The organism is Sulfuritalea sp., from assembly GCF_017302275.1.
GTDB lineage: Bacteria > Pseudomonadota > Gammaproteobacteria > Burkholderiales > Rhodocyclaceae > Sulfuritalea.
The window spans coordinates 105,000-128,902 of record NZ_JAFLDR010000004.1 but is presented as its reverse complement, the minus strand read 5'-3'; the positions used below and the strand labels follow the sequence as shown (position 1 = coordinate 128,902).

The 23,903-nt window shown below is 65.6% G+C and carries 20 protein-coding genes and 1 pseudogene; 5 read left to right on the top strand and 16 right to left on the bottom strand.

Annotated elements, in window-relative coordinates:
* Window positions 1–4 precede the first annotated feature (4 nt).
* On the top strand, window positions 5–1,255 hold the full coding sequence (locus J0M27_RS03585) for a DUF1015 family protein (protein WP_294987534.1): 1,251 nt from the start codon (window positions 5–7) through the stop codon (window positions 1,253–1,255).
* Window positions 1,256–1,444: 189 nt separating this feature from the next.
* On the opposite strand, the pseudogene J0M27_RS03580 reads toward J0M27_RS03585, so the two are convergent.
* The 6 genes and pseudogenes from J0M27_RS03580 to smc form a co-directional block, all read right to left on the bottom strand.
* A pseudogene (locus tag J0M27_RS03580) lies at window positions 1,445–1,711 on the bottom strand (HU family DNA-binding protein); the annotation flags it as partial.
* A 145-nt stretch (window positions 1,712–1,856) separates the two neighbouring features.
* On the bottom strand, window positions 1,857–2,402 hold the full coding sequence (locus tag J0M27_RS03575) for a hypoxanthine-guanine phosphoribosyltransferase (RefSeq protein ID WP_294987532.1): 546 nt from the start codon (window positions 2,400–2,402) through the stop codon (window positions 1,857–1,859).
* A complete protein-coding gene (gene galU, locus J0M27_RS03570; protein ID WP_294987531.1) occupies window positions 2,399–3,265 on the bottom strand; it encodes a UTP--glucose-1-phosphate uridylyltransferase GalU in 867 nt (288 codons plus the stop codon). Before galU ends, J0M27_RS03575 begins: the two co-directional genes overlap by 4 nt.
* A 112-nt stretch (window positions 3,266–3,377) precedes the next feature.
* The gene (ligA, locus tag J0M27_RS03565) at window positions 3,378–5,447 is read right to left on the bottom strand and encodes an NAD-dependent DNA ligase LigA (RefSeq protein ID WP_294987529.1); all 2,070 of its coding nucleotides are present in this window, start codon (window positions 5,445–5,447) and stop codon (window positions 3,378–3,380) included.
* A 14-nt stretch (window positions 5,448–5,461) separates the two neighbouring features.
* Window positions 5,462–6,604 carry a cell division protein ZipA C-terminal FtsZ-binding domain-containing protein gene (locus J0M27_RS03560; protein ID WP_294987527.1) on the bottom strand — a complete coding sequence of 381 codons (1,143 nt, stop codon included), beginning with the start codon at window positions 6,602–6,604 and terminating at the stop codon, window positions 5,462–5,464.
* Between the two features lie 2 nt (window positions 6,605–6,606).
* On the bottom strand, window positions 6,607–10,128 hold the full coding sequence (gene smc, locus J0M27_RS03555; protein WP_294987526.1) for a chromosome segregation protein SMC: 3,522 nt from the start codon (window positions 10,126–10,128) through the stop codon (window positions 6,607–6,609).
* Between the two features lie 92 nt (window positions 10,129–10,220).
* Here smc and queF point away from each other — a divergent pair, with 92 nt between their 5' ends.
* Window positions 10,221–10,652 (top strand): preQ(1) synthase, encoded by a 432-nt coding sequence (gene queF, locus J0M27_RS03550; protein ID WP_294987524.1) that lies wholly within the window; start codon window positions 10,221–10,223, stop codon window positions 10,650–10,652.
* A 28-nt stretch (window positions 10,653–10,680) separates the two neighbouring features.
* On the opposite strand, the gene J0M27_RS03545 is transcribed toward queF, so the two are convergent.
* The 4 genes from J0M27_RS03545 to J0M27_RS03530 all read right to left on the bottom strand — a co-directional run bounded on the left by J0M27_RS03545 (window position 10,681) and on the right by J0M27_RS03530 (window position 14,592).
* The gene (locus J0M27_RS03545) at window positions 10,681–11,313 is read right to left on the bottom strand and encodes a LysE family translocator (protein ID WP_294987522.1); all 633 of its coding nucleotides are present in this window, start codon (window positions 11,311–11,313) and stop codon (window positions 10,681–10,683) included.
* 56 nt (window positions 11,314–11,369) lie between these two features.
* On the bottom strand, window positions 11,370–12,812 hold the full coding sequence (locus J0M27_RS03540) for an NAD-dependent succinate-semialdehyde dehydrogenase (protein WP_294987520.1): 1,443 nt from the start codon (window positions 12,810–12,812) through the stop codon (window positions 11,370–11,372).
* 73 nt (window positions 12,813–12,885) lie between these two features.
* A complete protein-coding gene (locus tag J0M27_RS03535) occupies window positions 12,886–13,668 on the bottom strand; it encodes an HpcH/HpaI aldolase/citrate lyase family protein (RefSeq protein WP_294987519.1) in 783 nt (260 codons plus the stop codon).
* Between the two features lie 9 nt (window positions 13,669–13,677).
* On the bottom strand, window positions 13,678–14,592 hold the full coding sequence (locus J0M27_RS03530; RefSeq protein ID WP_294987517.1) for a LysR family transcriptional regulator: 915 nt from the start codon (window positions 14,590–14,592) through the stop codon (window positions 13,678–13,680).
* A gap of 150 nt (window positions 14,593–14,742) precedes the next feature.
* Here J0M27_RS03530 and J0M27_RS03525 point away from each other — a divergent pair, with 150 nt between their 5' ends.
* The gene (locus tag J0M27_RS03525; RefSeq protein ID WP_294987516.1) at window positions 14,743–15,387 is read left to right on the top strand and encodes a thiol:disulfide interchange protein DsbA/DsbL; all 645 of its coding nucleotides are present in this window, start codon (window positions 14,743–14,745) and stop codon (window positions 15,385–15,387) included.
* Between the two features lie 3 nt (window positions 15,388–15,390).
* Window positions 15,391–15,894 (top strand): disulfide bond formation protein B, encoded by a 504-nt coding sequence (locus J0M27_RS03520; protein WP_294987514.1) that lies wholly within the window; start codon window positions 15,391–15,393, stop codon window positions 15,892–15,894.
* A 55-nt stretch (window positions 15,895–15,949) separates the two neighbouring features.
* On the opposite strand, the gene J0M27_RS03515 is transcribed toward J0M27_RS03520, so the two are convergent.
* From J0M27_RS03515 to J0M27_RS03495, 5 genes are read right to left on the bottom strand one after another with little or no spacing between them, the layout of a single operon-like run.
* Window positions 15,950–16,888: a branched-chain amino acid ABC transporter permease gene (locus J0M27_RS03515; protein ID WP_294987512.1), complete on the bottom strand. Its 939-nt coding sequence runs from the start codon at window positions 16,886–16,888 to the stop codon at window positions 15,950–15,952.
* Window positions 16,885–17,772: a branched-chain amino acid ABC transporter permease gene (locus J0M27_RS03510; RefSeq protein WP_294987510.1), complete on the bottom strand. Its 888-nt coding sequence runs from the start codon at window positions 17,770–17,772 to the stop codon at window positions 16,885–16,887. The genes J0M27_RS03515 and J0M27_RS03510 overlap by 4 nt, the downstream gene beginning before the upstream one ends.
* A 28-nt stretch (window positions 17,773–17,800) precedes the next feature.
* Entirely contained in the window at window positions 17,801–19,030 is a 1,230-nt protein-coding gene (locus J0M27_RS03505) for an ABC transporter substrate-binding protein (protein WP_294987507.1), read from the bottom strand.
* A 40-nt stretch (window positions 19,031–19,070) separates the two neighbouring features.
* The gene (locus J0M27_RS03500) at window positions 19,071–19,778 is read right to left on the bottom strand and encodes an ABC transporter ATP-binding protein (protein WP_294987505.1); all 708 of its coding nucleotides are present in this window, start codon (window positions 19,776–19,778) and stop codon (window positions 19,071–19,073) included.
* Window positions 19,778–20,560, bottom strand: a complete 783-nt coding sequence (locus J0M27_RS03495; protein WP_365962100.1) for an ABC transporter ATP-binding protein — start codon at window positions 20,558–20,560, stop codon at window positions 19,778–19,780. The genes J0M27_RS03500 and J0M27_RS03495 overlap by 1 nt, the downstream gene beginning before the upstream one ends.
* 176 nt (window positions 20,561–20,736) lie before the next feature.
* On the opposite strand from J0M27_RS03495, the gene J0M27_RS03490 reads away from it, so the two are divergent.
* On the top strand, window positions 20,737–21,048 hold the full coding sequence (locus J0M27_RS03490; RefSeq protein ID WP_294987501.1) for a hypothetical protein: 312 nt from the start codon (window positions 20,737–20,739) through the stop codon (window positions 21,046–21,048).
* Window positions 21,049–21,084: 36 nt separating this feature from the next.
* On the opposite strand, the gene J0M27_RS03485 is transcribed toward J0M27_RS03490, so the two are convergent.
* On the bottom strand, window positions 21,085–23,877 hold the full coding sequence (locus J0M27_RS03485; RefSeq protein ID WP_294987499.1) for an AMP-binding protein: 2,793 nt from the start codon (window positions 23,875–23,877) through the stop codon (window positions 21,085–21,087).
* Window positions 23,878–23,903 lie beyond the last annotated feature (26 nt).

Sequence of the window (23,903 nt, the reverse complement as noted above, 5' to 3'; positions counted from 1 at the left end):
CGCCATGAGCCTGATCCAACCCTTCCGCGGACTGCGCCCGGCTGCCGGCCAGGCCAGCGCCATCGCCGCCCCTCCCTACGATGTGCTGTCGAGCGACGAGGCGAGAACCCGCGCTGCCGGCAAGCCCTGGTCCTTCCTGCATATCTCCAAACCGGAAATCGACCTGCCGCGCGACACCGACCCCTATGCGCCGGAGGTCTATGCCAAGGCCGCCGCAAACCTGCGGAAAATGCTCGACGCCGACATCCTGGTGCGCGATTCGGCGCCCTGCTACTACGCCTACCGCCTGACCATGCCCGGCGCGATTGGTGAAAGCGGCGAAGACCATGTCCAGACAGGCATCGTGGCGGCGGCGAACGTCGCCGACTACGACAGCAACCGCATCCGCAAGCACGAATTCACCCGGCCCGACAAGGAAGACGACCGCGTGCGGCAGATCGAGGCGCTCAATGCCCAGACCGGGCCCGTCCTGCTTGCCTATCCGACCTCGGCCACCGCCGATGCACTGATCGACGCCATCGCCCGCGGCACGCCGGACTCCGATGTCACCGCCGACGACGGCATCCGCCACCAGATCTGGGTGCTGGCCGATCCCGCGGCGATCGCCGCCATCACCGAAACGTTTTCCGCGATGAAGGCGCTCTACATTGCCGACGGCCACCACCGTTCGGCGGCCGCCTCGCGTGTCGCCGCGGCGCGCCACCAGCAGGGTCGGACGAACTCGGCCGACTCCTTCCTGGCCGTGATCTTCCCGCATCACCAGATGAAGATCCTCGACTACAACCGCGTGGTCAAGGATTTGCGTGGACTCGACGCAGCATCGCTGCTGCAGAAGCTGAGCGGCGCCTTCAGCGTGGAAGCCAGCGCGCAGCGGGTGCATCCGTCGCGCCCCGGCGAGTTCGGCATGTACCTCGCCGGAAAATGGCACAGGCTTTCAATCAAGCCTGCGCTGGTACCGCAGGATCCGGTCGCCAGCCTCGACGTGTCGCTGCTGTCCGATCACGTGCTGGGCCCGTTGCTGGGTATCGCCGACCTGCGCCGCGACAAGCGCATCGATTTCGTCGGCGGCATCCGCGGCCTTGCCGAACTGGAAAAGCGCGTCGACTCGGGCGAAATGGCCGTGGCATTCGCCCTGCATCCCACACGCATGGATCAGTTGATGGCGGTCGCCGACAGCAACGAGGTGATGCCGCCGAAATCGACCTGGTTCGAACCCAAGCTGGCGGACGGCCTGGTGTCCCACGTGCTCGACTGAAGGGCACGCCCCATCCGCCGGATACCGGCCGCTCAGGCGTCGCGAAAAAAAAGGCAACCCGGGGGTTGCCTTTTTTACATGCCGGAAGGATTACTTCTTCTTGGCGGCGGGCTTCTTCGCGGCGGCGGGCTTGGCGGCGGCTTTCTTGGCCGGAGCGGCAGCCTTCTTCGCGGCGGGCTTCTTGCCAGCCACGGCGGCCTTGAGGCCGGCGCCAGCGGAGAACTTCGGTACGGCCTTGGCGGCGATCTTCAGCGGCGCGCCGGTCTTCGGGTTCTTGCCGGTGCGTGCGGAACGCATCACGGACTTGAATGTGCCGAAACCGATCAGGGCAACCGGATTGCCTTTGGCGATTACGGAGGTGATCACTTCGGTCATCGCGTCGATTGCCTTGTTGACTGCGGCCTTCGACAGTTCGGCACGCTCGGCTACTGCATCGATCAGTTCGCTCTTGTTCATCGAGTACCCCTTTGGTTTGGAAAGCCGCATTGTTCCACTATTTCCGCGCAACTTGCAAGCCCTGCGCGGCTCCACGCAAAAAAAACTGTTGCACTTACGCAAGCGCTTGCGGCGAACACCTCCTTCGCGCAACGGTGACCTGCCCTTACAGGCCCTTCACCGCATACACGGCGGGCAGATTGCGCCAGGCGCCCTTGACGTCCATGCCGTAGCCGAACACGTAACGATTGGGCACGTGGACACCGATGAAGTCGGCGACGATTGGCTTGGCCCGACCTAGGTCCTTGTCAGCGAACACGGCGCACAGGACCTCCTGCGCACCCAGTGCTCTCAGGTGCGTGGCGACTTCAGCCATCGTCACGCCTTCGTCGAGGATGTCATCGACCACCAGCACGACGCGCCCGGCGACGGCCGAGCGCGGCTTGACTATCCATTCCAGTTCGCCGCCGGTGGTGACGTTGCCATAACGCGTGACATGCAGGTAATCGAAGTCGAGCGGGAAATCCAGTTGTGGCAGCAGCTGGCCGGTAAACACCACCGCCCCGCCCATCACCGACAGCACCAGCGGATTGGCTTTTCCGAGGCGCTGGCCGATTTCGGCCGCCACCCGCCGTACCGCCAGCGCCGACTCTTCAGCCGAACAGATCGGGTCCGCTTCGTCAAGGATGCGGCGCGCTTCCTGCGGATTCATTTCCGGTTCTTCAGCATCGTCGCGAACTGCGGACCCACTTCCGGATGGCGCAGGCCGAAGGCCACGGTCGCCTCAAGGTAGCCCAGCTTGGAGCCGCAGTCGTAGCGCGTGCCTCGGTAGCGATAGGCCATCACCTGTTCTTCGGTAAGCAACGCCGCGATGCCGTCGGTGAGCTGGATCTCGCCGCCGGAACCCTTGCCGATGCGCGCCAGGTGGTGAAAGATGCGCGGCGTCAACACATAGCGGCCAACCACCGCCAGGGTCGAGGGTGCATCCTCGGGCTTGGGCTTTTCGACGATGCGCACGATCTGTTCCAGGGTATCGGTCATCGGTTTCGATTCGACGATGCCGTAGCTGGGCGTGTCTTCGCGGGCGACCTGCTGCACGCCGATCACCGAGCCGCGGTAGTAGTCATAGACATCGACCATCTGCTTCATCACCGGCGGATCGCCATCGAGCAGGTCGTCGGCCAGCAACACGGCGAAGGGTTCGTCGCCCACCGCCGGATAGGCGCACAGCACCGCATGGCCCAGACCCAGCGCTTCGGGCTGGCGGATGTAGATGCAGTTGATGTTCTTCGGAATCATGTTGCGCACGAACTCCAGCAACTCGGTCTTGCCGCGCTGTTCGAGTTCGCTCTCCAGCTCGTAGGCCTTGTCGAAATGGTCCTCGATGGCGCGCTTGGAGCGGCCCGTGACGAAGATCATGTCGGTGATCCCGGCCGCGACGGCTTCTTCCACCGCGTACTGGATCAGCGGCTTGTCGACGATCGGCATCATCTCCTTCGGACTGGCCTTGGTCGCCGGCAGAAAGCGGGTGCCCAGGCCCGCCACGGGAAAGACCGCCTTGGTGACTTTTTTCATTTCCATTCCCTTTCAAGGCGGTCTTCGGTGAAAGCTAACGCCCGCGCAGCGGAGATTAAGCCAATCGTCTTTCGATTGGCGCCCGTAGCCAAAACGGTTTTGATGACTTTCTTCATGCTTGCAACAGCTCCCTGAATTGACTTTCGTCCAGAATCGCAACGCCCAGCGCCTGCGCCTTGTCGAGCTTGGAGCCCGCCTCGGCGCCGGCCACCACGTAATCGGTCTTCTTCGATACCGAGCCGGCGACCTTGCCGCCCAGCGCCTCGATCATGTCTTTCGCCTCGTCGCGCGTCAAGGTCGGCAGGGTGCCGGTGAGAACGAAAGTCTTGCCGGCGATGGGCGAATTGACCACCGCGGACGGCTCGCCCTCTGTCCATGACACCCCGGCGGCGCGCAACTGCTCTATCACTTCCAGGTTATGTGGCTCGGCGAAGAAACGCGCGATGGACGCGGCCACCACCGGACCGACGTCGGGCACCTGCTGCAGGGCGTCAACATCGGCGGCCACCAGCGCATCCAGCGCGCCGAAGTGGCGCGCAAGATCCTTCGCCGTCGCCTCGCCGACATTGCGGATGCCCAATGCAAAAATGAAACGCGCCAAGGTGGTCTGCTTGCTCTTTTCGATCGCCTCGAGGATGTTCGCCGCGGACTTCTCGGCCATGCGTTCGAGATTGACCATCGCCAGCAGGCCAAGCTTGTAGAGGTCGGCCGGCGTCTTGACGATGGCGTTGTCCACCAGTTGCTCCACCAGTTTGTCGCCGAGCCCTTCGATGTCCATCGCGCGGCGCCCGGCAAAATGCAGCAGCGCCTGCTTGCGCTGCGCCGGGCAGATCAGGCCGCCGGTGCAGCGTGCTATCGCCTCGTCTTCCGGCCTTTCGATCGCCGAGCCGCACACCGGACAGGATTTCGGCAGTTCGAAGGCCGGATGCAAGGGCTCGTCGCCCGGGAGGTCCCGCATCGGCCGCCGCTCCAGCACCACCGACACCACCTCGGGAATCACGTCGCCGGCCCGGCGCACGACCACCGTGTCGCCGACGCGCACGTCCTTGCGGCGCGCCTCGATCTCGTTGTGCAAGGTGGCATTGGTGACTGTCACGCCGCCGACGAAGACCGGCGCCAGGCGTGCCACCGGCGTGATGGCGCCGGTACGTCCGACCTGGACCTCGATCGCCTCCACCGCGGTCAGCATTTCCTCCGCCGGATACTTGTGCGCCACTGCCCAGCGTGGCTCGCGCGTGACGAAGCCGAGGCGCTGCTGCAACGCCAGCGAATTGACTTTGTACACCACGCCGTCGATGTCGAAGGGCAGCGCATCGCGCAGTTCGCGCATGCGCGCATGGAAGGCAATCAGGCCCTGCGCTCCGCACACTACAGCGCGATGCTCGCAAACCGGCAAACCCAGCGCACCCAGCGCATCGAGCACGGCGCCATGCGTGGCCGGCTGTTCCCAGCCCCGCGTTTCGCCCAGCCCGTAGACATAAAAGGACAGGGGCCGCTCGGCAGCCATGGCCGGATCCAGTTGGCGGATGCTGCCGGCGGCGCCGTTGCGCGGGTTCACCAGCGGCGCCCGCCCCAGGGCCCGCTGCCTGGCGTTGTAGCGCTCGAAGTCCGGGCGGCTCATGAAGGCCTCGCCGCGCACCTCCAGCACCGGCGGCACGCCACGCTGCGCCCCAAGGGCACTTCCATCGGGGCGGAGGCGCAAGGGAATGGAACGAACGGTGCGGATGTTCTGCGTCACGTCCTCGCCGGTCTCGCCATCGCCGCGCGTCGCCGCCTGCACCAGCAGCCCGGACTCGTAGCGCAGGTTGATGGCCAGGCCGTCGAACTTGAGCTCGGCCGCATACTCGACGGGCGGATCGGATTCGATCAGGCCAAGTTCGCGCCGCACGCGGGCGTCGAAGGCCTGCGCACCGGAAGGCTCGGTATCGGTCTCGGTGCGGATCGACAGCATGGGGACGACATGCCGCACCGGGGCGAACCCAACCAGAGGCCTGCCGCCGACTCGCCGCGTTGGCGAATCGGCGGTAGCCAGGTCCGGATGCGCCGCCTCGAACGCCTGCAGTTCGCGAAACAGCCTGTCGTACTCGGCGTCGGGAATCGTCGGCGCGTCGAGCACATAGTAGGCATGCTCGTGCCGCTCGATTTCACGCCGCAGGGCCGCGACGCGCTGTGCAGCATCCATCGTGCCGGTCGAGTCTATGAAAACAGGCGCAGCGCCCGCACGCTGCCGGGAACGATCCCGCCGTCATTCATGCGCTGCTGCAGTTCCGCCGTCTTGGCGCGGATCGCGGCGATCATGGCGTCCGCCAGCGCCGCGCGCTGCGCATCCACCAGAACGCCGCCCAGCGCCGCCGCCAGAAGTCGCGCCGTGTCCAGCATGCGATCGAATGCGGCGACGCCATCGGGGACGCGCGGCACGTCCAGGCTCAGGGTGAGCCCGTTGGTCGCCAGGGTCTTGAGCGTTTCGGCATCGAAGCGTTCGGCGCCAAGGTTGGCCACCGAAAACAGCTCGCCCCCGGCCGCCTCGCGGGCGCGGAACACACCGTCGCTTTCCAGCACCAGCCCCGCCGCCTCGGCGACGCCGCGCAGCTTGGTGCCGGGGAACACGCCACCGCCGGCCTCGACCACATGCAGCACGAACTGGATATCCACCGCCGCGCAGAATTCATCGAGGCTGGCGGCGCGCAACACGGTTTCACCGCGCGAGGGAAGCTCCAGCGTGGCACCGGTCTGCAGCGCTACCTGTTGCACGCCGTCGAAGAAGCGCGCCAGGTCACCGTCCGACAGCGCACCGCGACGATCCGCGAGCTGCAGGGCAATCGCCCATTCGCCATAGCGACCGCTGTCGTTCGCATCGATCAGGCGCCAGGCGCTGGCACCAGCGTTGCACACCAGCCAGTGCATCGCCTTGCCGCAGTCGGCGGCCCAAACATTCTGCATGGCCCACACGACCGGCGCCGGAATCGGCTCGGCGGCGGTCATGCGCAACACGCAATCAACCACCTCGTCGGCCCACTCCGCAGGCAGTGATTGCAGGGACGGCGCGGAGACAGGCGGCAGGTCCACGGCGGCGGAATCGGGCGCACCCCGTTCCGTCGCCGTGCTGAATTCCCCGCCCGGCTCGGAAAAGCTCGGCTCGCGACGCCCCGCGTCGCCATCCTCGGGCCCATCGGTCTTGCCGGCTTCGCCGTCGAGCAGCACATCGGGCTGCCGGCCATTGAAGATGCGCTCCGCATCCCTGCGATGGCGGCGGTCCTGCCAGACGTTGTAGCCCCAGACCATTGCCACGCCCACCGCGCCGGCGCCGATCAGGGCAACTTGCAGATCGCTGATTTGCATGCTCAAGCCACTTTCTGTTCGTCGGCGAGGCGCAGCGCCTCTTCGATATCGACTTCCACCACGCGCGACACGCCCTGCTCCTGCATGGTCACGCCGATCAGTTGCTGCGCCATTTCCATGGCGATCTTGTTATGCGAAATGAAGACGAACTGCGTATTCACGGACATGCGCTTGACCATCTCGCAGAAACGCACGGTGTTGGAATCGTCGAGCGGTGCATCGACTTCGTCGAGCATGCAGAACGGGGCCGGGTTCAGGTTGAAGATGGCGAACACCAGGGCGATCGCGGTAAGCGCCTTCTCCCCGCCGGACAACAGGTGGATCGTGGTGTTCTTCTTTCCCGGCGGTTGCGCCATGATCTGGATGCCGGCATCGAGGATTTCGTCGCCGGTCAGTATCAGCCGCGCTTCGCCGCCGCCGAAGAGCTGCGGGAACAGGTTGCCGAAATGCAGGTTGACCGTGTTGTAGGTCTCCTGCAACTGCTCGCGGGTTTCGCGGTCGATGCGGCGGATGGCGTCCTCCAGCGTGCCGATGGCCTCGGCCAGATCGGCGGACTGCGCATCGAGGAAGCTCTTGCGCTCGGACGCCGTGGCGAGTTCCTCCAGCGCCGCAAGATTGACCGGGCCCAACGTTTCGATTTCGGCGGTGAGCCGCGCGATGTCGCCCTGCAGGACGCTGTCCTTGAGCCTATCGGCGCCACCCGCGGAAAGTTCGCCGAGGAAGGGGGCTTCGTCCGCCTCGCTGACGACGCGTACTTCGGCGAGGCGCTCGCGGTACTGCTCCTCGTTGAGCTGCGCCGCCTGGGCCTTGAGCCGCAAGTCGCTGATCTTGTCGCGCAGCGGCGTCAGGCCCTGCTCCAGCCGCAGGCGCTGTTCGTCGAGGTTGCGCAGTTCGCCGGCCGCCGCTTCGAGCACGTTGCGCCGTTCCGCCAGCGCCGACTCTTTGATGCCGCGCGCATCCAGCGCCGCATGCAGTTGTTCCTGCAGCACGGTGTCGCTGATGCCGGCGACCTCGGTGCGCGCCGCCGCGGTTTCGGCGTCGATGCGCTGCAACTGGCTGCTGGCCGTCGCCGCCGCGCGGCCGTTGTCATCGAGTTTGGAGAGGCATTCACGCTCGGAAAACCCGGCTTCCTGCAACTCGCGCCCGAGCTGGGTCTCGACCGCCCGCGCGTCGCGCAGCGCCATGTCCCTCTGCCGGTGCAGGTCGATGGCGCGCTCGACGCGCTCGCGCACGGCGCTGAGGCGCTCGCGCTGCAGTTCTCCCTCGTCGTCGGCGCGCCCGATGCGCGCCTTCTCGATTTCCTCCTGCCGCTGCAACTCTGCCAGGTCGCGGTCGATCTGCGCGCTGCGTTCCTCGTAGCGCGCCTGGGCCTGGGCCAGCTTCAGCGCCTCGACCTGGGCAGCGTGCAGGGCCTGCTGGGCTTCCTGCAGGGCACGCCGGGCGCTCGTCAGTTGGACCTGCAACTCGGCCAGTTCCTGTTCCGCGCCCTGCTGGCGCGCGCGCGCGATATCTTCCGCTTCGGCACGCGCGTCGAGTTGCGCGGCGAGATCGTCGATCTCGCGCTGGCGTTCGATGACACCGTGGGTCTTGGCATCGGGGACATACAGCGTGAGGCCGGCCGGCGTCAGCAAATGGCCCGCGCGCGAAACGCGGCAACCAGTTGCCAGCGGCAAGCCGGCCGCGAGATCCTCGCTGACCGACACTTCGGCCAGCCATTCGTCGAGCACGCCGTTCCAGCGCGCATCCTCGCAGCGCACCTTGGCGCGCAGGCTTTCCATCGGCGCACTTGCTGCCGCCAATGCGGAAGTCACGGCCAGGGTCAGAATCGCCGGTGGAGGCGATTGCAGCGCCGCACGCAGCGTTTCGGGATCGGCGGCCAGCGCCGAAAAGCGCTCGCGCAACACCGCCTCGACCGCGGTTTCCCAGCCCGCCTCGACCTGGATCGACTGCCACAGGGGTTTCGCTTCGGCGAGCCCGCGCGCCTTGAGCCAGTCACCGATCTCCCCGCCCTTGGCCACCTTGGCCTGCAGCTGGGCCAAGGCATCGTGGCGGGCACGGGATTCGGTCAGGCCGCGATGCGCCGCCTGCAGGGATTCGCGTGCCGCGCGCAGCGCGGCTTCCGCTCCAGGCACGGTGGATTGCAGTTCGGTCAGGCGTTCCTGCGCCACGTCGAGCGCTTCGGCGCCGCGTGCCTCGGCCTCGCGCGACGCGGCCAGTTGCGCAGGGTCGGGCGCGCCGAGCGCTTGCTTGTCCTGTTCCAGCCGGCCGCGCCGCTGGGCAAGATTTTCAAGTGCGCGCTGGGCATGACCGCGATCGGCCTCGGCCAGGCGCAAGGCCTGCTCGGCCTCGCTCAGGGCGCGACGGGCCTCGGTGACATCGCCGCCGGCACTTTGCACCGCGTCCTCGCACTCCGGCAGGCGCGCGGCAGCCTCCTCGTGGCGCGCGGCAGCGGCGGCGACACGATTGCGGGAGTTATCCAGAAGCGCGTTCCAGCGCGCCGAATCTTCCGCCAGGGTCGCCTGCTGGCCGCTCCAGTGGCTTTGTTCAGCACCCAGTTGGGCCAGCCGCGTTTCCAACCGGCTGCGTGAATCGCGCAGATGGCCCAATTCGCTTTCCAGCCGGCCGACCTCGTTGGTCGCGGCATGCATTTCCGCCTGCGCGGCATGCAGCGCATCGGACGCCGAATAGTGGCTCTCGCGCGAGTGCTCGACGCGTGCTTCGATTTCGCGCAACTGCGCGGTTTCGGCCTCGACCCGGGTGACGGCTTCCTCGACCTGGCGCGACAGGCGCTGGCCGTCGCTGCGTGCGTCATTGCGTTTCTTCAGCCAGAGCAGGGTCTGCTTGCGCGACATCTCCTCGTGCAGGCCGCGATACTGCTGTGCCACGGCGGCCTGCGCCTGAAGGTGCTCGACCTGCTTCTTGAGTTCGTTGCGGATGTCATCGACGCGGGCGATGTTCTCGCGGGCGTCTTCCAGGCGATGTTCGGTTTCCCGGCGGCGTTCCTTGTACTTGGTGACGCCGGCCGCCTCTTCGAGGAAGAAGCGCAGTTCCTCGGGCTTGGCCTCGACGATGCGCGAAATCATGCCCTGGCCGATGATGGCGTAGGCTCGCGGCCCCAGGCCGGTGCCGAGGAAGAGGTCGATCACGTCGCGGCGACGGACGTGCAGGTTGTTGATGTAGTAGCTGGAATTGCCCTCGCGGTCGAGCACGCGCTTGACGGTGATCTCGGCGTACTGGCTCCACTGGCCGGCGGCGCGACCCGCGGCATTGTCGAAGTGAAGTTCGACCGCGGCGCGGGAGACTTCCTTGCGATTGCCCGATCCCTTGAAGATCACGTCCTGGATCGACTCGCCGCGCAGTTCCGAGGCCTTGGATTCGCCCAGCACCCAGCGCACGGCATCGATGATGTTGGATTTGCCGCAACCGTTGGGACCGACGACCCCGGCCAGCTGGCCCGGAAAAAGCACCGTGGTGGGCTCGACAAAGGACTTGAAGCCCGAGAGTTTCAGCTTGTATAGACGCACGTGGGATGAACCGGAAAGATGATCGCGAAGAAGCCGTGGATCTGGCGCGCCATTATAATCCGTCCCGCCCCTCTTACCTGCGGCCCCAGAGCATGCCAAAACCCTCCGCCCGGACCCGTTCCACCTTCCTGGAAACCTTTGCCAATCCGGCGCCGCACAGGGATTACCAGATCCACATGGAAATCCCGGAATTCACCTGTCTTTGCCCCAAGACCGGGCAGCCGGACTTCGCCGTGCTGACCCTCGATTACGTCGCCGACAAACTCTGCGTCGAGCTCAAAAGCCTCAAGCTCTTCATCTGGGGTTTTCGCGACGAGGGCCATTTCCACGAGGATGTGACCAACCGCATCCTTGACGACCTGGTGCGCGCCACGCAGCCGCGCTTCATGCGACTCGCTGCCCGCTTTTACGTGCGTGGGGGAATATTCACCAACATCGTTGCGGAACACCGCAAGAAGGGCTGGAAACCGGCGGCGAAGATCGAACTGGCGGAGTTTTCGCTGCAGTCGAACACGCGAGGTTGACGCGGCAGCCGAAACCGGCGGCCGGCTTTCAGCGGCCGGAAGTCGCCAGGTGCAGGGCCAGCAGGAAAAAGATGGCGCCCGCGCAACGATCGAGCCAGACCGCCAGAACCGGCTTCTTCTGGAGGCGCGCACCGACGCTTCCGGCAAACCAGCCCAGGGTGCCGAAGATCGCCACGGTCAGCGCGGCAAAGAGCGCTCCCAGCAGCAGCAGTTGCGGCCACACGGCGCCGCGCGTCGGGTCGGCGAACTGCGGCAGGAAGGCGATGAAGAACAGGGCGACCTTCGGGTTCACCACATTGGCGATGAAGCCGCGACGCAGGTGCACCGACAACGGCTCCGCCGCCGCCGGATCGAGCTGGATCATGGCCATCTTTCCTGCATGGCGCCAGGCCTGGATGCCGATGTACACAAGGTAGGCCGCACCGGCCATTTTCAGCGTGGTGAAGGTCTCTTCCGAGGCCAGCACCACGGCGCCTATGCCCAGCGTGGCCCACAGCGTATGGACAAAACACCCCAGCGCGCAGCCCAGCCCGAAACCGATCCCGGCGGTGCGTCCGCGACTGATGCCGACCGACAGCACCATCAGGTTGTCCGGCCCGGGCGCGATGGTGATCAGCGCCGAGGCGGCGAGGAAAGCGAGCAGGACTTCAAACGGAATCATGGTGCCGGGCCGGTCAGGTGGAAAACCATGGTAGCACCCGCGTCGTGACGGGATGCTTACAAGCCGGCCATCGCCAGGTATTTCATCTCCAGGTATTCCTCGATGCCATGGCGCGAGCCTTCGCGGCCCAACCCGGATTGCTTGATGCCACCAAAGGGCGCCACCTCGTTGGAAATCACCCCGGAATTGACGCCGACCATGCCATAGTCTAGCGCTTCCCCCACGCGCCAGGCGCGCGCTATGTCGCGACTGTAGAAATAGGCAGCAAGGCCGAACTCGGTGTCGTTGGCCATGCACACCGCCTCCGCCTCGTCCTTGAAGCTGAAGATCGGTGCCACCGGGCCGAAGATCTCCTCGCGCGCCAGGCGCATCGCGGCGGTCGCACCGGCGATCACGGTCGGTTCGAAGAAGGTGCCGCCGCGGGCGTGGCGCCGGCCACCGCATAGCACCAGGGCACCCTTGGCCAGCGCATCGGCCAGCAGTTCCTCGACCTTGGCCAGCGCCGAGCCGTCGATCAGGGGACCCTGCGTCACGCCTTCCTCGGTGCCGTCGCCTACCTTGAGCGCACCGACGGCGACGGCCAGTTTCCGTGCGAAGGCCTCCTGGACGCCTTCCTGCACCAGGAATCGGTTGGTGCAGACGCAGGTTTGCCCGGTGTTGCGATACTTCGACAGCATGGCCCCGGCAACCGCCGCATCCAGGTCGGCATCGTCGAACACGATGAAAGGTGCATTGCCGCCGAGTTCCAGCGACAGCTTCTTGATCGTCGGCGCGCATTGCGCCATCAAGAGCCGGCCGACCTCGGTGGAGCCGGTGAAGGACAGTTTCAGCACCTTCGGGTTCGAGGTCAGTTCGCCCCCGATCGCCACCGGGTCGCCCGTGATGATGTTGAGCACCCCGGGCGGGATTCCTGCCTGCTGCCCGAGCCAGGCCAGCGCCAGCGCGGAAAGCGGCGTCTGCTCGGCCGGCTTGACCACCATGGTACAGCCGGCCGCCAGTGCAGGAGCCACCTTGCGCGTAATCATCGCCGCGGGAAAATTCCACGGTGTGATCGCGGCACAGACACCGACCGGCTGCTTCAGCACGATCAGGCGACGGTCGGGCAGCGGCGACGGAATCACCTCGCCATATACGCGCCGCGCCTCCTCGGCGAACCACTCGATGAAGGAGGCCGCATAGGCGATCTCGCCGCGCGCTTCGGCCAGCGGTTTGCCTTGCTCCGCCGTCATCAGCCGCGCCAGCTCGTCCTGGTGCTCCATCATCAGTTCGAACCAGCGCTTGAGGATCTTCGCCCGTTCCGCCGCCGTCTTCGCCCGCCATGGATGAAAAGCGGCCTGCGCCGCATCGATGGCCCGTTGCGTCTCGGCCGCGCCGAAATTCGGCACCGAGCCGACCCGTTGGCCATTGGCCGGATTGCGCACCTCGATAATGGCGCCGTTGGCCGCCAGCCATTCGCCGCCGATCAGGCAGGCATTGCGCAGGAGTTCGGGATTCTTCATGGCAGGCTTTCGTCGTGTCGACAGAGGCCGGATTTTGCCGTATTGCCCGCCAGCGAGGTAGTAGTGCCAGAAGTCAGCGCGCGACTCCGGCCCCGTCGTCGCGAAACGCGGCGGCAAGTTTGACGGCCGCATTGCGCAACAACGTGGTATCGCCGCCGACGGCGATGAAGCCGGCGCCGCAACTGCAATAGTGCCGGGCCAACTGCGGGTCGGTGACGAATACCCCGGCGGCCTTGCCCGAGGCGGCGATTCGTTGCAGCGCAGCCTCGATGGCCGCCCGAACTTCCGGGTGCCCGGAGTCGCCGAGGTGGCCGAGCGACGCCGCGAGGTCGGCGGGACCGATGAAGGCGGCATCGACTCCCTCGACGGCGAGGATCGTGTCGAGGTTCTCCAGTCCCTGTCGGGTTTCGATCTGCACGACCAGGCAGACTTCGTCATTGGCCTGCCGCACGTAGCCCTCGACGCCATTCCAGCATGCGGCCCGCGCCATGGAAGATGCGACGCCGCGGATACCCTGTGGCGGATAGCGCATGGCACGCACCAGCGCCCCGGCCTGTTCCGCATCGTCGACCAGTGGGAGCATCAGGGTCTGCGCTCCGATGTCGAGGTACTGCTTGATCAACGCCGGATCATGGTTCATCGGGCGCACCAGCAGTTGCGGCGAATAGGAGGCAGCGGCCTGCAATTGCGGCAGAACGCTGGCGGGAATGTTGGGCGTATGCTCTGCATCGATCACCAGCCAGTCGAAACCCGCGCCGGCGAGTATCTCCATGCTGTAGTGGCTGGCGAGGCCGACGAACAGCCCGACTTGCAGGCGCTTCTCGCGCAGGCGCTGCTTGAAGAGGTTTTTCGGCATGTCCATGGCTCAGCCCAGTTCGAGTCCAAGATCCCAGTAGGGTTCGGGACCGAGGCGGGAGGCAAGGAAATCGACGAAGCTGCGCACGCGCCACGGTACGAAGCGATTGCCGGGAAACACGGCGAACATGCCCAGCAGGGGCAGCGGATAGTCCTTGAGGATGGGCGCCATCGTGCCCGCGCGTATCGCCTCGGCGACGATGAAGGTCGGACCGTAGAGGATGCCCATGCCGCGCAGCGCGGCTTCGAGCAACGCGTTGCCGTTGTTGGCGGTGATCGGCCCGCGTATCTCGACGGCATGCGGCTGGCCATCGACCAGGAAGGTCCAGCTGCTGCGCGAGGTCAGCGAATAGGCCAGGCAGTCGTGCCGCGCCAGTTCGTCCGGATGTCGCGGTTCGCCATGCCGGCGCAGGTAGTCGGGCGCGGCGGCCACCACCGAGCGGCAGGTCGTCAGGTGCCGCGCCACGGTGGTGTCGGGCAGCCGGTCGGTGATGCGCAAGCCGAGGTCCATGCCCTCCTCGATCAGGTTGACGCGCCGGTCGTTGAAGTCAAGGTCGATGCGGATGTCCGGATGCGCCTGCGAAAACTCCAGGATCAGCGACGTCAGGTGCAACAGGCCGAAGGACAGCGGCACCGTGGTGCGAATGGTGCCGCGCAGGGTCTGACGCTCGCCGGCCAGGCCGCCTTCGGCCTCGGCGATGCGGTCGAGGATGGCGCGGCACTCTTCCAGGTAGGTCGCGCCCGCTTCGGTCAATGACAGGCGCCGCGTGCTGCGCGCCATCAGCTTGACGCCCAGGTGCGCTTCCAGCGCGGCGATCTGGCGCGTCACCGCGGAGCGCGCGACATTCATCTGGTCCGCCACCGCCGTGAAACTGCCGGCTTCGGCCACCCTGACAAAAGCCTGCATTGCCGCCAAACGGTCCATCCCAATCGCTCCTTCAATTCCGGCAAGCCCGCAATGCAATCGGGCCACGCCGCTTTGCCGCGGCCGACGCCAAAAAAATCACTCTTTCATCATTGTATGGGGAACGCTGTCTTAGAATTCCGCTCCAAGCACTTTTACACGGAGATTTTCATGAAGAAACTGATTGCCCTGCTGTTCGCCGTCCTTCTTCCCGCGCTACTCGCACCCGGCCTCGGCCATGCCGCCGAACCGCAGGCCGGCAAGGAGTACAAGGCTATTGCTCCCCCGTTGGCCAGCCCCAAGGACAAGATCGAGGTCGTCGAGTTTTTCTCTTACGGCTGCAATCATTGCAGCGATTTCCATCCCACCATCAGCCAGTGGGCCGCCAGCCTGCCCAAGGATGTCAGCTTCCGCCGGATTCCGGTGAGCTTCAACCGCCCCGAGTGGGCGCGCCTTTCGAAGATCTTCTACGCGCTCGAAGCCACCGGCGACCTGGCCAAGCTCGACGCCGCAGTCTTCGTCGCGATCCATGAACAGCGCGTCCAGTTCAAGACGGACGAGGCCGTGTTCTCCTGGGTAGCGAGCAAGGGCGCCGACGCCAAGAAGTTCGCCGAAGCCTTCAGCGGCTTTTCCATGCAGGCCAAGGTTCAGCGCGCCGACCAGGACGCCGGCGCCGCCCGGATCGGCGGCGTGCCGTCCATTGCCGTCGACGGGCGCTTTCTGGTCAACAACGAGGCCGCCAGCAGCTATCAGGACCTGCTGAGGATCACCGAAGCGATCGTCGACAAGGTGCGCAAGGAGCGCAAGGGCAAGTAGGCGATGCCTCTGGCGTCCGCCCTCCTGCTCGCCCCGCGCGGCCTGTTCGCCGTCACGGGCGCAACGGCGCTGGGGCTGGTCGCCGGAGGCGTGGTGCTGGCCCAGACGCTGAACCTGGCCGCCTGTCCGCTGTGCATCCTGCAGCGCATGCTCTACCTGCTGCTGGTGCTGGAATCGGGTGCCGCCTGGATGCTCGCCGGATCAAAGCAGCCGCGACGTCTGATGGCGCTCGTCATGGCCGCCACGGCGGCGACCGGAGTCTGGATCGCGGCCTACCAGACCTGGTTGCAACGTTTCGCCAAGGGCGTGAATTGCACCGCCGACCAGCCGTGGTGGGAGCATTTCGTGAATTGGGCCGGCACGCGATGGCCGATGATGTTCGAGGCATCCGGCCTGTGCTCGGAGGCCGGCTGGAAGTTCCTCGGCCTGTCCATTGCGGAATGGTCGCTGACGGCGTTCAGCGCCATGACCTTGGCCATGCTGGTGGCCCTGCTGCGCAAGCCCTGATGCGGCAACGGTGCCGTGTTGCCGGCGCCAGTGCCCTGCGTCCCTTTGGGAACTTTCAGCGGCTCTTCTGACCGATCATGCGCTGGTATAGCGCCAGCGATTCGCCGACGATGCCGCGGCGGAAAGCCAGCACGCAGATGACGAAGATCGCTCCCATGATCACCGTGACCAGCGACCCGACCTTGTCGGCCAGTTCGTTCTGCAGCGTGACGATGACCGTCGCCCCCACCACCGGCCCGAACACGGTGCCCATGCCGCCCAGCAGCGTCATCAGCACCACCTCGCCCGAGGTGTGCCAGTGGGCGTCGGTCAGCGTGGCGAACTTGAACACCAGGGTCTTGGTCGCCCCGGCGAGGCCGGCCAGCCCCGCGGACAGCACGAAGGCCAGCAGCTTGTACTTCGCCACGTCGTAGCCGAGAGAAATTGCACGCGGTTCGTTTTCGCGGATGGCCTTGAGGATCTGCCCGAAAGGCGAATGGATGGTGCGCTGGATCAGCCAGAAGGCGCCGGCAAAAATCGCCAGCACCAGGTAGTAGAGGTTGATGTCGTCGGCCAGGTCGAGGCCGAACAGGGTTCCGCGCGGCACGCCCTGCAGGCCGTCCTCGCCACCAGTAAAGGGCGCTTGCAGGAAGAAGAAGAACACCATCTGCGCCAGTGCCAGCGTCACCATGGCGAAATAGATGCCTTGGCGGCGGATGGCGAGGCTGCCGATCACCCAGCCCAGCAGCGTCGCGGCGCCGGCGCCGGCCAGCAGGCCGAGCAGGGTCGGCAACTCCCATACCTTCAGGGCGTGGCCGGTGACATAGGCGGCGCTGCCGAGGAACACCGCGTGGCCGAAGGACAGCAGACCCGTAAATCCCAGCAGCAGGTTGAAGGCGCAGGCGAACAGCGCGAAGCACAGCACCTTCATCACCAGGATCGGATAGATGAACATCGGCGCCAGCAGCAGCAAGCCGAGTCCGATCAGGTAGGCAATGCTGACGCGCCGGCTCATTTCTCCCTCCCGAACAGGCCGGCCGGACGGATCATGAGCACCACCGCCATGATCATGAACACCACGGTGGCACTGGCTTCCGGCCAGAAAACCTTGGTCATGCCCTCGATGATGCCGAGCGCGAGGCCCGTTACCACCGAACCGAGAATGGAACCCATGCCGCCGATCACGACCACGGCGAAGACAACGATGATCAGGTTGGAGCCCATCAGCGGCCCGACCTGGGAAGCCGGGGCGGCCAGCACGCCGGCAAATCCGGCGAGGCCGACGCCGAAGCCGTAGGTCAGCATCACCATCAGCGGCACGTTGATGCCGAAAGCCTGCGTCAACCTGGGGTTTTCGGTGGCGGCACGCAGATAGGCGCCGAGCCTCGTCTTTTCGATCATGTACCAGGTCAACAGACAGACCGACAGCGAAGCGACGATGGTCCAGGCGCGATACTTGGGCAGGAACATGAAGCCGAGGTTGAAGGCGCCGGACAGTTCCTCGGGGATCGAGTAGGGCTGGCCGGCGACGCCATACAGATCGCGGAACAGGCCTTCGATCATCAGCGCCAGGCCGAAGGTCAGCAACAGGCCGTAAAGGTGGTCGAGCTTGTACAGCCATTGCAGCATCAGTCGCTCGATGGCGATGCCGATCAGGCCAACGCAAACCGGCGCCAGCAGCAGCGACCACCAGTAGCCGACGCCAAGGTATTCGAGAAATATCCAGGCCAGCATGGCGCCGGTCATGTAAAGGGCGCCATGGGCGAAGTTGATGATGTTCAGCATGCCGAAGATCACGGCCAGCCCAAGACTCAGAACGGCATAAAAGGACCCGTTGACCAGCCCGAGCATGAGCTGGCCGAACAGGGCCTGTATGGGTACGCCGAAAATCTCCGTCATGCGAACATCCCCTGCATTGGCAGACGGCCTACTTTTTCGCCACGGCGGCGCAGCGCGACAGCGCCATCGGCTGGAACGCCTCCTCGGCGGGAATCACCTGCTTCACGTGGTAGTAGTCCCACGGCTCTTTCGACTCGCTCTGCTTCTTGACCTCGACCAGGTACATGTCATGGATCATGCGGCCGTCGTCGCGAATCTTGCCGCCCTTGGCAAAGGCGTCGTTGATCGGCGTGGCCTTCATCTGCTTCATCACCGCCGCCGTATCGTCGGTACCGGCCGCCTGCACCGCCTTGAGGTAATGCAAAACCGCCGAATAGGTACCGGCGGGCAGCATGTTGGGCATCCCCTTGTGCTTGCTGAAGAAGCGGCGGCTGAATTCGCGCGTTTCCTGGTTCAGGTTCCAGTAGAAGCCCTCGGTGAACATCATGCCTTGCGTGGTAGGCAGGCCGAGCGCATGGATGTCGACAATGGTCGTCAGCAGGCCGACCACGGTCTGGTTCTTGGTCAGGCCGAACTCGTTGGCCGCCTTGATCGAGTTGATGGTGTCGCCACCGGCGTTGGCGAGGCCGACCACCTTTGCCTTCGACGCCTGGGCCTGGAGCAGGAAGGACGAGAAGTCCGACGCATTCAGCGGATGGCGGACGGCACCGAGCACCTTGCCGCCGTTGGCCTTGACCGCATCGGTAGTATCTTTTTCCAGCGAATGGCCGAAGGCGTAGTCGGCGGTCAGGAAGAACCAGCTGTCCTTGCCCTGCTTGGTCACCGCCTTGCCGGGGCCGTTGGCCAGCGCGTAGGTGTCATACACGTAGTGCACCACGTTGCTGGGCGCGCAATCCTCGTTCGTCAGGCGTGTCGACGCGGCGCCGGTGTTGAGCATGATCTTGTTCTTTTCCGTGGTGACCTTGGCCACGGCAATCGCCACGCCGGAATTCAGAACGTCCGTGACCATGTCCACGCCCTGAGTGTCGTACCACTCGCGGACCTTGTTGGAACCCACGTCGGCCTTGTTCTGGTGGTCGGCGGAGACAAGTTCGATCTTGAACTTGGGCTTGAACTTGGCCTTGAAATCCTCGATCGCCATCTCGGCCCCCAGCACCGAACCCTTTCCGCCCAGCGCGGAATACACGCCGGACATGTCGGTCAGCACGGCGATCTTGACCACGTCGCCGGATATCTTTCCGGCCTGCGCCAGCGCGGACCCGGCGGCCGGCAGGAACAACGCGGAAAGGGTCAGGGCCAGCAGCTTGCGTTTCATCATGGTGTCTCCTCCTTGAAAAAAATGATCAGGGCCGGAAGCGTCAGACCCCGAGGTATTCCTGCAGCAAATCCTGCTTCTGTTCGATCTCGCCCTGCAGGATTTCCGCTACCACCTGGCCGTGCTCGACGATGAACATGCGATCGGCCAGGGGGGCGGCAAAGCGGAAATTCTGCTCGACCAGGATGATGGTGTAGTCACGTTCCTTGAGTTGGCGGATGACCTCGGCTATTTTCTGCACGATCACCGGCGCCAGGCCTTCCGACACCTCGTCCAGCAGCAGCAGGCGCGCCCCGGTGCGCAGGATGCGTGCCATCGCCAGCATCTGCTGCTCGCCACCCGACAGCCGCGTCCCTTGGCTGTTGCGACGTTCCTTGAGGTTGGGGAACATCTCGTAGATCTCGTCGAGTGTCAGTCCGCCGCTGGCGACCTGCGGCGGCAACAGCAGGTTCTCCTCGCAACTCAGGCTGGCATAGATGCCGCGCTCTTCCGGGCAGTAGCCGACGCCAAGCTGGGCAATGCGATGCGAGGGCATGTTGATCACTTCGCGCCCGTTGAGCATGATCGAGCCGGTGCGCCGTCCGGTCAGGCCGAGAATCGCGCGCAGGGTGGTGGTGCGCCCCGCACCATTGCGGCCGAGCAGGGAAATGCATTCGCCGCGCCGCACCGCGAAGTCCATGCCATGCAGCACATGGGACTCGCCGTAGAACGCATGCAGGTCGGATACGCGGAGGAACTCGGTAGCGCTCATCAGTGACCCGCCGGCGAGGCCAGTTCCGCGACCTCGGTACCCATGTAAGCCTCGATTACCAGGGGATTGGCCGCCACTTCGGCGTAAGGCCCTTCGGCCAGCACCGAGCCACGCGCGAGCACGGTCAGCGTGTCGGAAATTCCGGCCACCACCTTCATGTTGTGTTCCACCATGAGGATGGTGCGGTTGGCCGACACCTGCTTGATCAGCTCCATGACCCGGTGCACGTCTTCATGGCCCATGCCCTGGGTGGGTTCATCGAGAAGCATGAGTTCCGGGTCGAGCGCCAGGGTCGTGGCGATTTCCAGCGCACGCTTGCGGCCGTAGGGCATCTCCACTGTCACCATGCCGGCATGGGCTTCCAGTCCGACCGAGGTCAGTAGTTCCATGGCGCGGCCGTTGAGCTGGTCAAGGCTGCGATCGGACTTCCAGAAATGGAAGCTGGTGCCCAGATTGCGCTGCAATGCGATGCGCACGTTCTCCAGCACGGTGAGATGCGGAAACACGGCGGAGATCTGGAAGGAGCGCACGATACCGCGCCGCGCGATACGCTCTGGAGTATCGCGGGTAAAGTCGACGCCGTTGAAATGTATACTGCCGCGTGTCGGTTCGAGGAACTTGGTCAGCAGGTTGAAGCAGGTGGTCTTGCCTGCGCCATTGGGACCGATCAGCGCATGGATATGCCCGCGCCTGACCTTGAGGTCTACGCCATTGACCGCCACGAAACCGCGAAATTCCTTGACGAGACCCTTCGTCTCCAGAATGCAATCGTCTGCCATCAAGCGCCAGTCGTCGGGATGGGTGCGCCGGTCGGCGACACATGAATTGTTGTGTCGGTCGATTATGCGGTGGCGCTCTCGAATGCGCAAGCCTGTGGGATCATCCACGGCGCCAGCCTTCGAACGAGTCTGCGTTGCCCTTCGGCGAGCCGATCCTGCGCTCGCGGTGGAGGACTCCCTTGAGCCTGTTTCGGACATTTCTGGTGGTAGGTGAAACAGCCGCCGGCACGGCGACGGGCTACGCCCAGCCGGTGATTCCCGGCTTCACGGCCTTCTGTGTCCACGAAGTGCCGATTGACGAAACGGGCAAGCGGCGTTGGATCAACCTCGGCATCATCCAGTTCGTCGAGCCTACTCGCTGTGAACCAAAGATCTCTTGCGTTGGTGGCGCCTTCGGCAGCGGCCGCGAAGCCATGATTCCGGTCAACAGCATGGTAGAGGCGCTCGTCGTAATCGAAAAGCTGCATCGTGTCGCCGCCGCATGCTGCTGAAACATCGCACCGACTCACCGCTGCGATGCTCCGCCATCACGCCTCATCGCCACCGAGATCCGGTTCGCCGCATTCCCTGAGGATCACCGCTCGTGCCGCATCACGCGTGCGCAGCGCGGCGGCCCAGCCATCGCCTTGGACGGCGACAGCTTCACCGATGCTGACACGGACGCCACTTCGCTTCGGCAGCCAGGACTCGTCGCGCAGGACATCACGGGTACCCGCGAGAGCGACCGGCGTGACGCTCAGGCCGTTCTGCACGGCAATCTGGAACGCGCCGAGCCGGAATGTTCGCAGCCCGGACCTCCGCGTGAAGGTTCCTTCGGCAAAGAAGAACAAGGGCCTCGTGGCGGCAAGCACGGCCAGGTGACGCACGTCATCCACCCCCTGGCGAACGTCAAAACGCTGGACGAACTCCACGCCAAAGCGGCGCAGGAGTCGGCCCGCCAGCGGGTGGCTGGCCAATTCGGCCTTGGCGACGAAGGCGACGGGGAACGGCAGCGCCGCGATCACGATCAAACCATCGATGTAGCTGGCGTGGTTGGCGACAAAAACCTGGGGGCCGGGCAGCAGGCGCTCCAGTCCATCCACCTGTAGCGGGATGCCGCACAGGCGCAAAGCGGTCCGCACCAGGCCAGCGCAGCAGCGCCAGCGCCAGCCAAGGCCGGGTACCAGGAGTGCGATGGCGGCAAACGGCACCACCAACGCGCCGAGAATGCCCCATGCATAAACGCCGTACAGCATCGCGCCGAAGTTGTCCAGGCGGCGCCAGGCTCCGGCCACCGCCAGGCGCAGCAACTGTCGCCACGGAGCCCGCGGACGATGACCGAAGCCATCGCCGCAATACGCATCCCGCGTGGCCGCGCGCCGGATCTTGCCGCTGGAGGTCTTGAGTACGGAGTTGGGCGCCGCCAGCACCACTTCGTCCGGCGGCGCGCCGAGCAGATCCACCGCCAATGCATCGATGCGCCGGACCAGATCCTGTCTTGCCGCGGCATCCGTCAATCGGCTTTCGGCCACCACCACCAGTTTCTCTGTCCCCAGCCCCGACACCTTGGCACCGAACACGGCGACGCAGCCGCGGCGCACGCCGGGCAGGCCGCCGACGGCGTCTTCCAACTCGTAGGGGTAGAGGTTGCGCCCGCCGCGGATGATCATGTCCTTGAGGCGGCCGGCGATATATATGTCGCCATCGGCAAGGTATGCCAGGTCACCGGAATCCAGCCAGCCATCGCGCATGAGCAAGGCGGTGGCCTCCGCATTGCGGTAGTAGCCGCGCGTCGCCGAGGGGCCACGGAATTCCAGGCGACCGACGCGGCGTGGCGGCAATTCGCGGCCTTCAGCGTCAACGATGCGTACCTGGTGGCGGGGCAGTGGCCGGCCACAGGCCACGATCTGCAACGCCTCCGCGTCATCGTTCGCCGCCGGGAGTGCCTCGCCCAGGGCCAATGCCTCACGCTGCACCCGGTCGATCAGCGGGCCGCGACCCGGCGGCGAGACGGCGAGCCCGACCGAACATTCGGCGAGACCATAAACCGGCGCCAGCGCCTGGCCGCGAAAGCCGTAAGGACGAAAGGCCGCGGCAAAGCGGGCCAGCGTATCGGCCGCCACCGGTTCGGCACCGTTCGCTGCGTAGCGCCAGGAAGCCAGGTCCAGGCCCTGCAGTCGCTGCGGGTCGAGATGGCGCAGGCACAGTTCGAAAGCGAAGTTGGGTGCGGCGGTTACGGTACCGCGATGCTCGTGGATCGCCCACAGCCAGCGTTCGGGGCGCGCGAGGAAATCCAGCGGCGACATCAACACCAACGGGCAGGCGTGATACAGGCTGCCCAGCCAGGCGCCGATCAGGCCCATGTCGTGGTACAGCGGCAGCCAGCTGACCACCACGTCGGCCGGGGTCAAGGCGACGGCCTCGCCCCAGGCCCGGATGTTGGCCAGCAGGTTGCGGTGATCGAGCGTCACGCCCTTGGGGCTGCCGGTCGAACCCGACGTGTATTGGAGGAAGGCGATCTCCCCGGGCGTGCCGGGATGGTCAAGCTGCCCTACCCCGTCGGCGCCCGCCCGGCAAAGGTCTTCCGCCGTGGTCACCGTGCGCAGGCTGGGCACCAGGCTGGAAAGTATGTGGGCCACCATGCGCGCGGCATCGAAGCTCACGAGCGCGACCGCTTCGCAGTTTTTCAGGATCCCGGCCTGGCGTCGCAGGTGATCCTCGATCTGGCCCGGCCGCGTCGGCGGGTAGATCGGCACCGGTACGGCGCCCGCGAGCAGGATGCCGTAGAAGGAGTGGAAGAACTCCAGCCCGGTCGGCAGCATCACCGCGACGAAATCCCCAGGCCGCACGCCGCGGTCGCGCAAGCCGGCAGCAAGCCGGCGCGCGGTGGCCAGCAGATCATCGTAGGTCAGCGTCACGATTTCCGTCGGGCCGCGCTGGAACAGGACATGCGGCCGCGCCGGATGTTGCCGCGCATGCCAAAGCAGAACCTCGACCAGGGTTGCCGCCTGGTCCGGAACATCCGTATGGCTCGAATCCAGCGCCGCACGGCGCTCGTGTGGGCGGTCATCGGCCCCGACCTCGCCACCGCCGACGATGGCGGCGAGCAGGTCGCGCGGCGTCTCGGCGCTGCCGAGCAGGGCCTCGCCCAAGCGGATGCCGAATGTGGCTTCGATGCGCGCCAGCAACTCGACCCGGGCCAGGCTGTCCAGCCCCAGGTCCCTGTCCAACCGGCTGTCCAGCCGGGCCATCGCGCGCGCACCCGGCCTCAACTCGGCGACAAGCCCGTCGACCAGCGCGAGCAGGCTCGATGCCGGATCAGCGGATGGCGACTGCGTCATCCCCTCAATCGCCGTTGCGCCAGCGC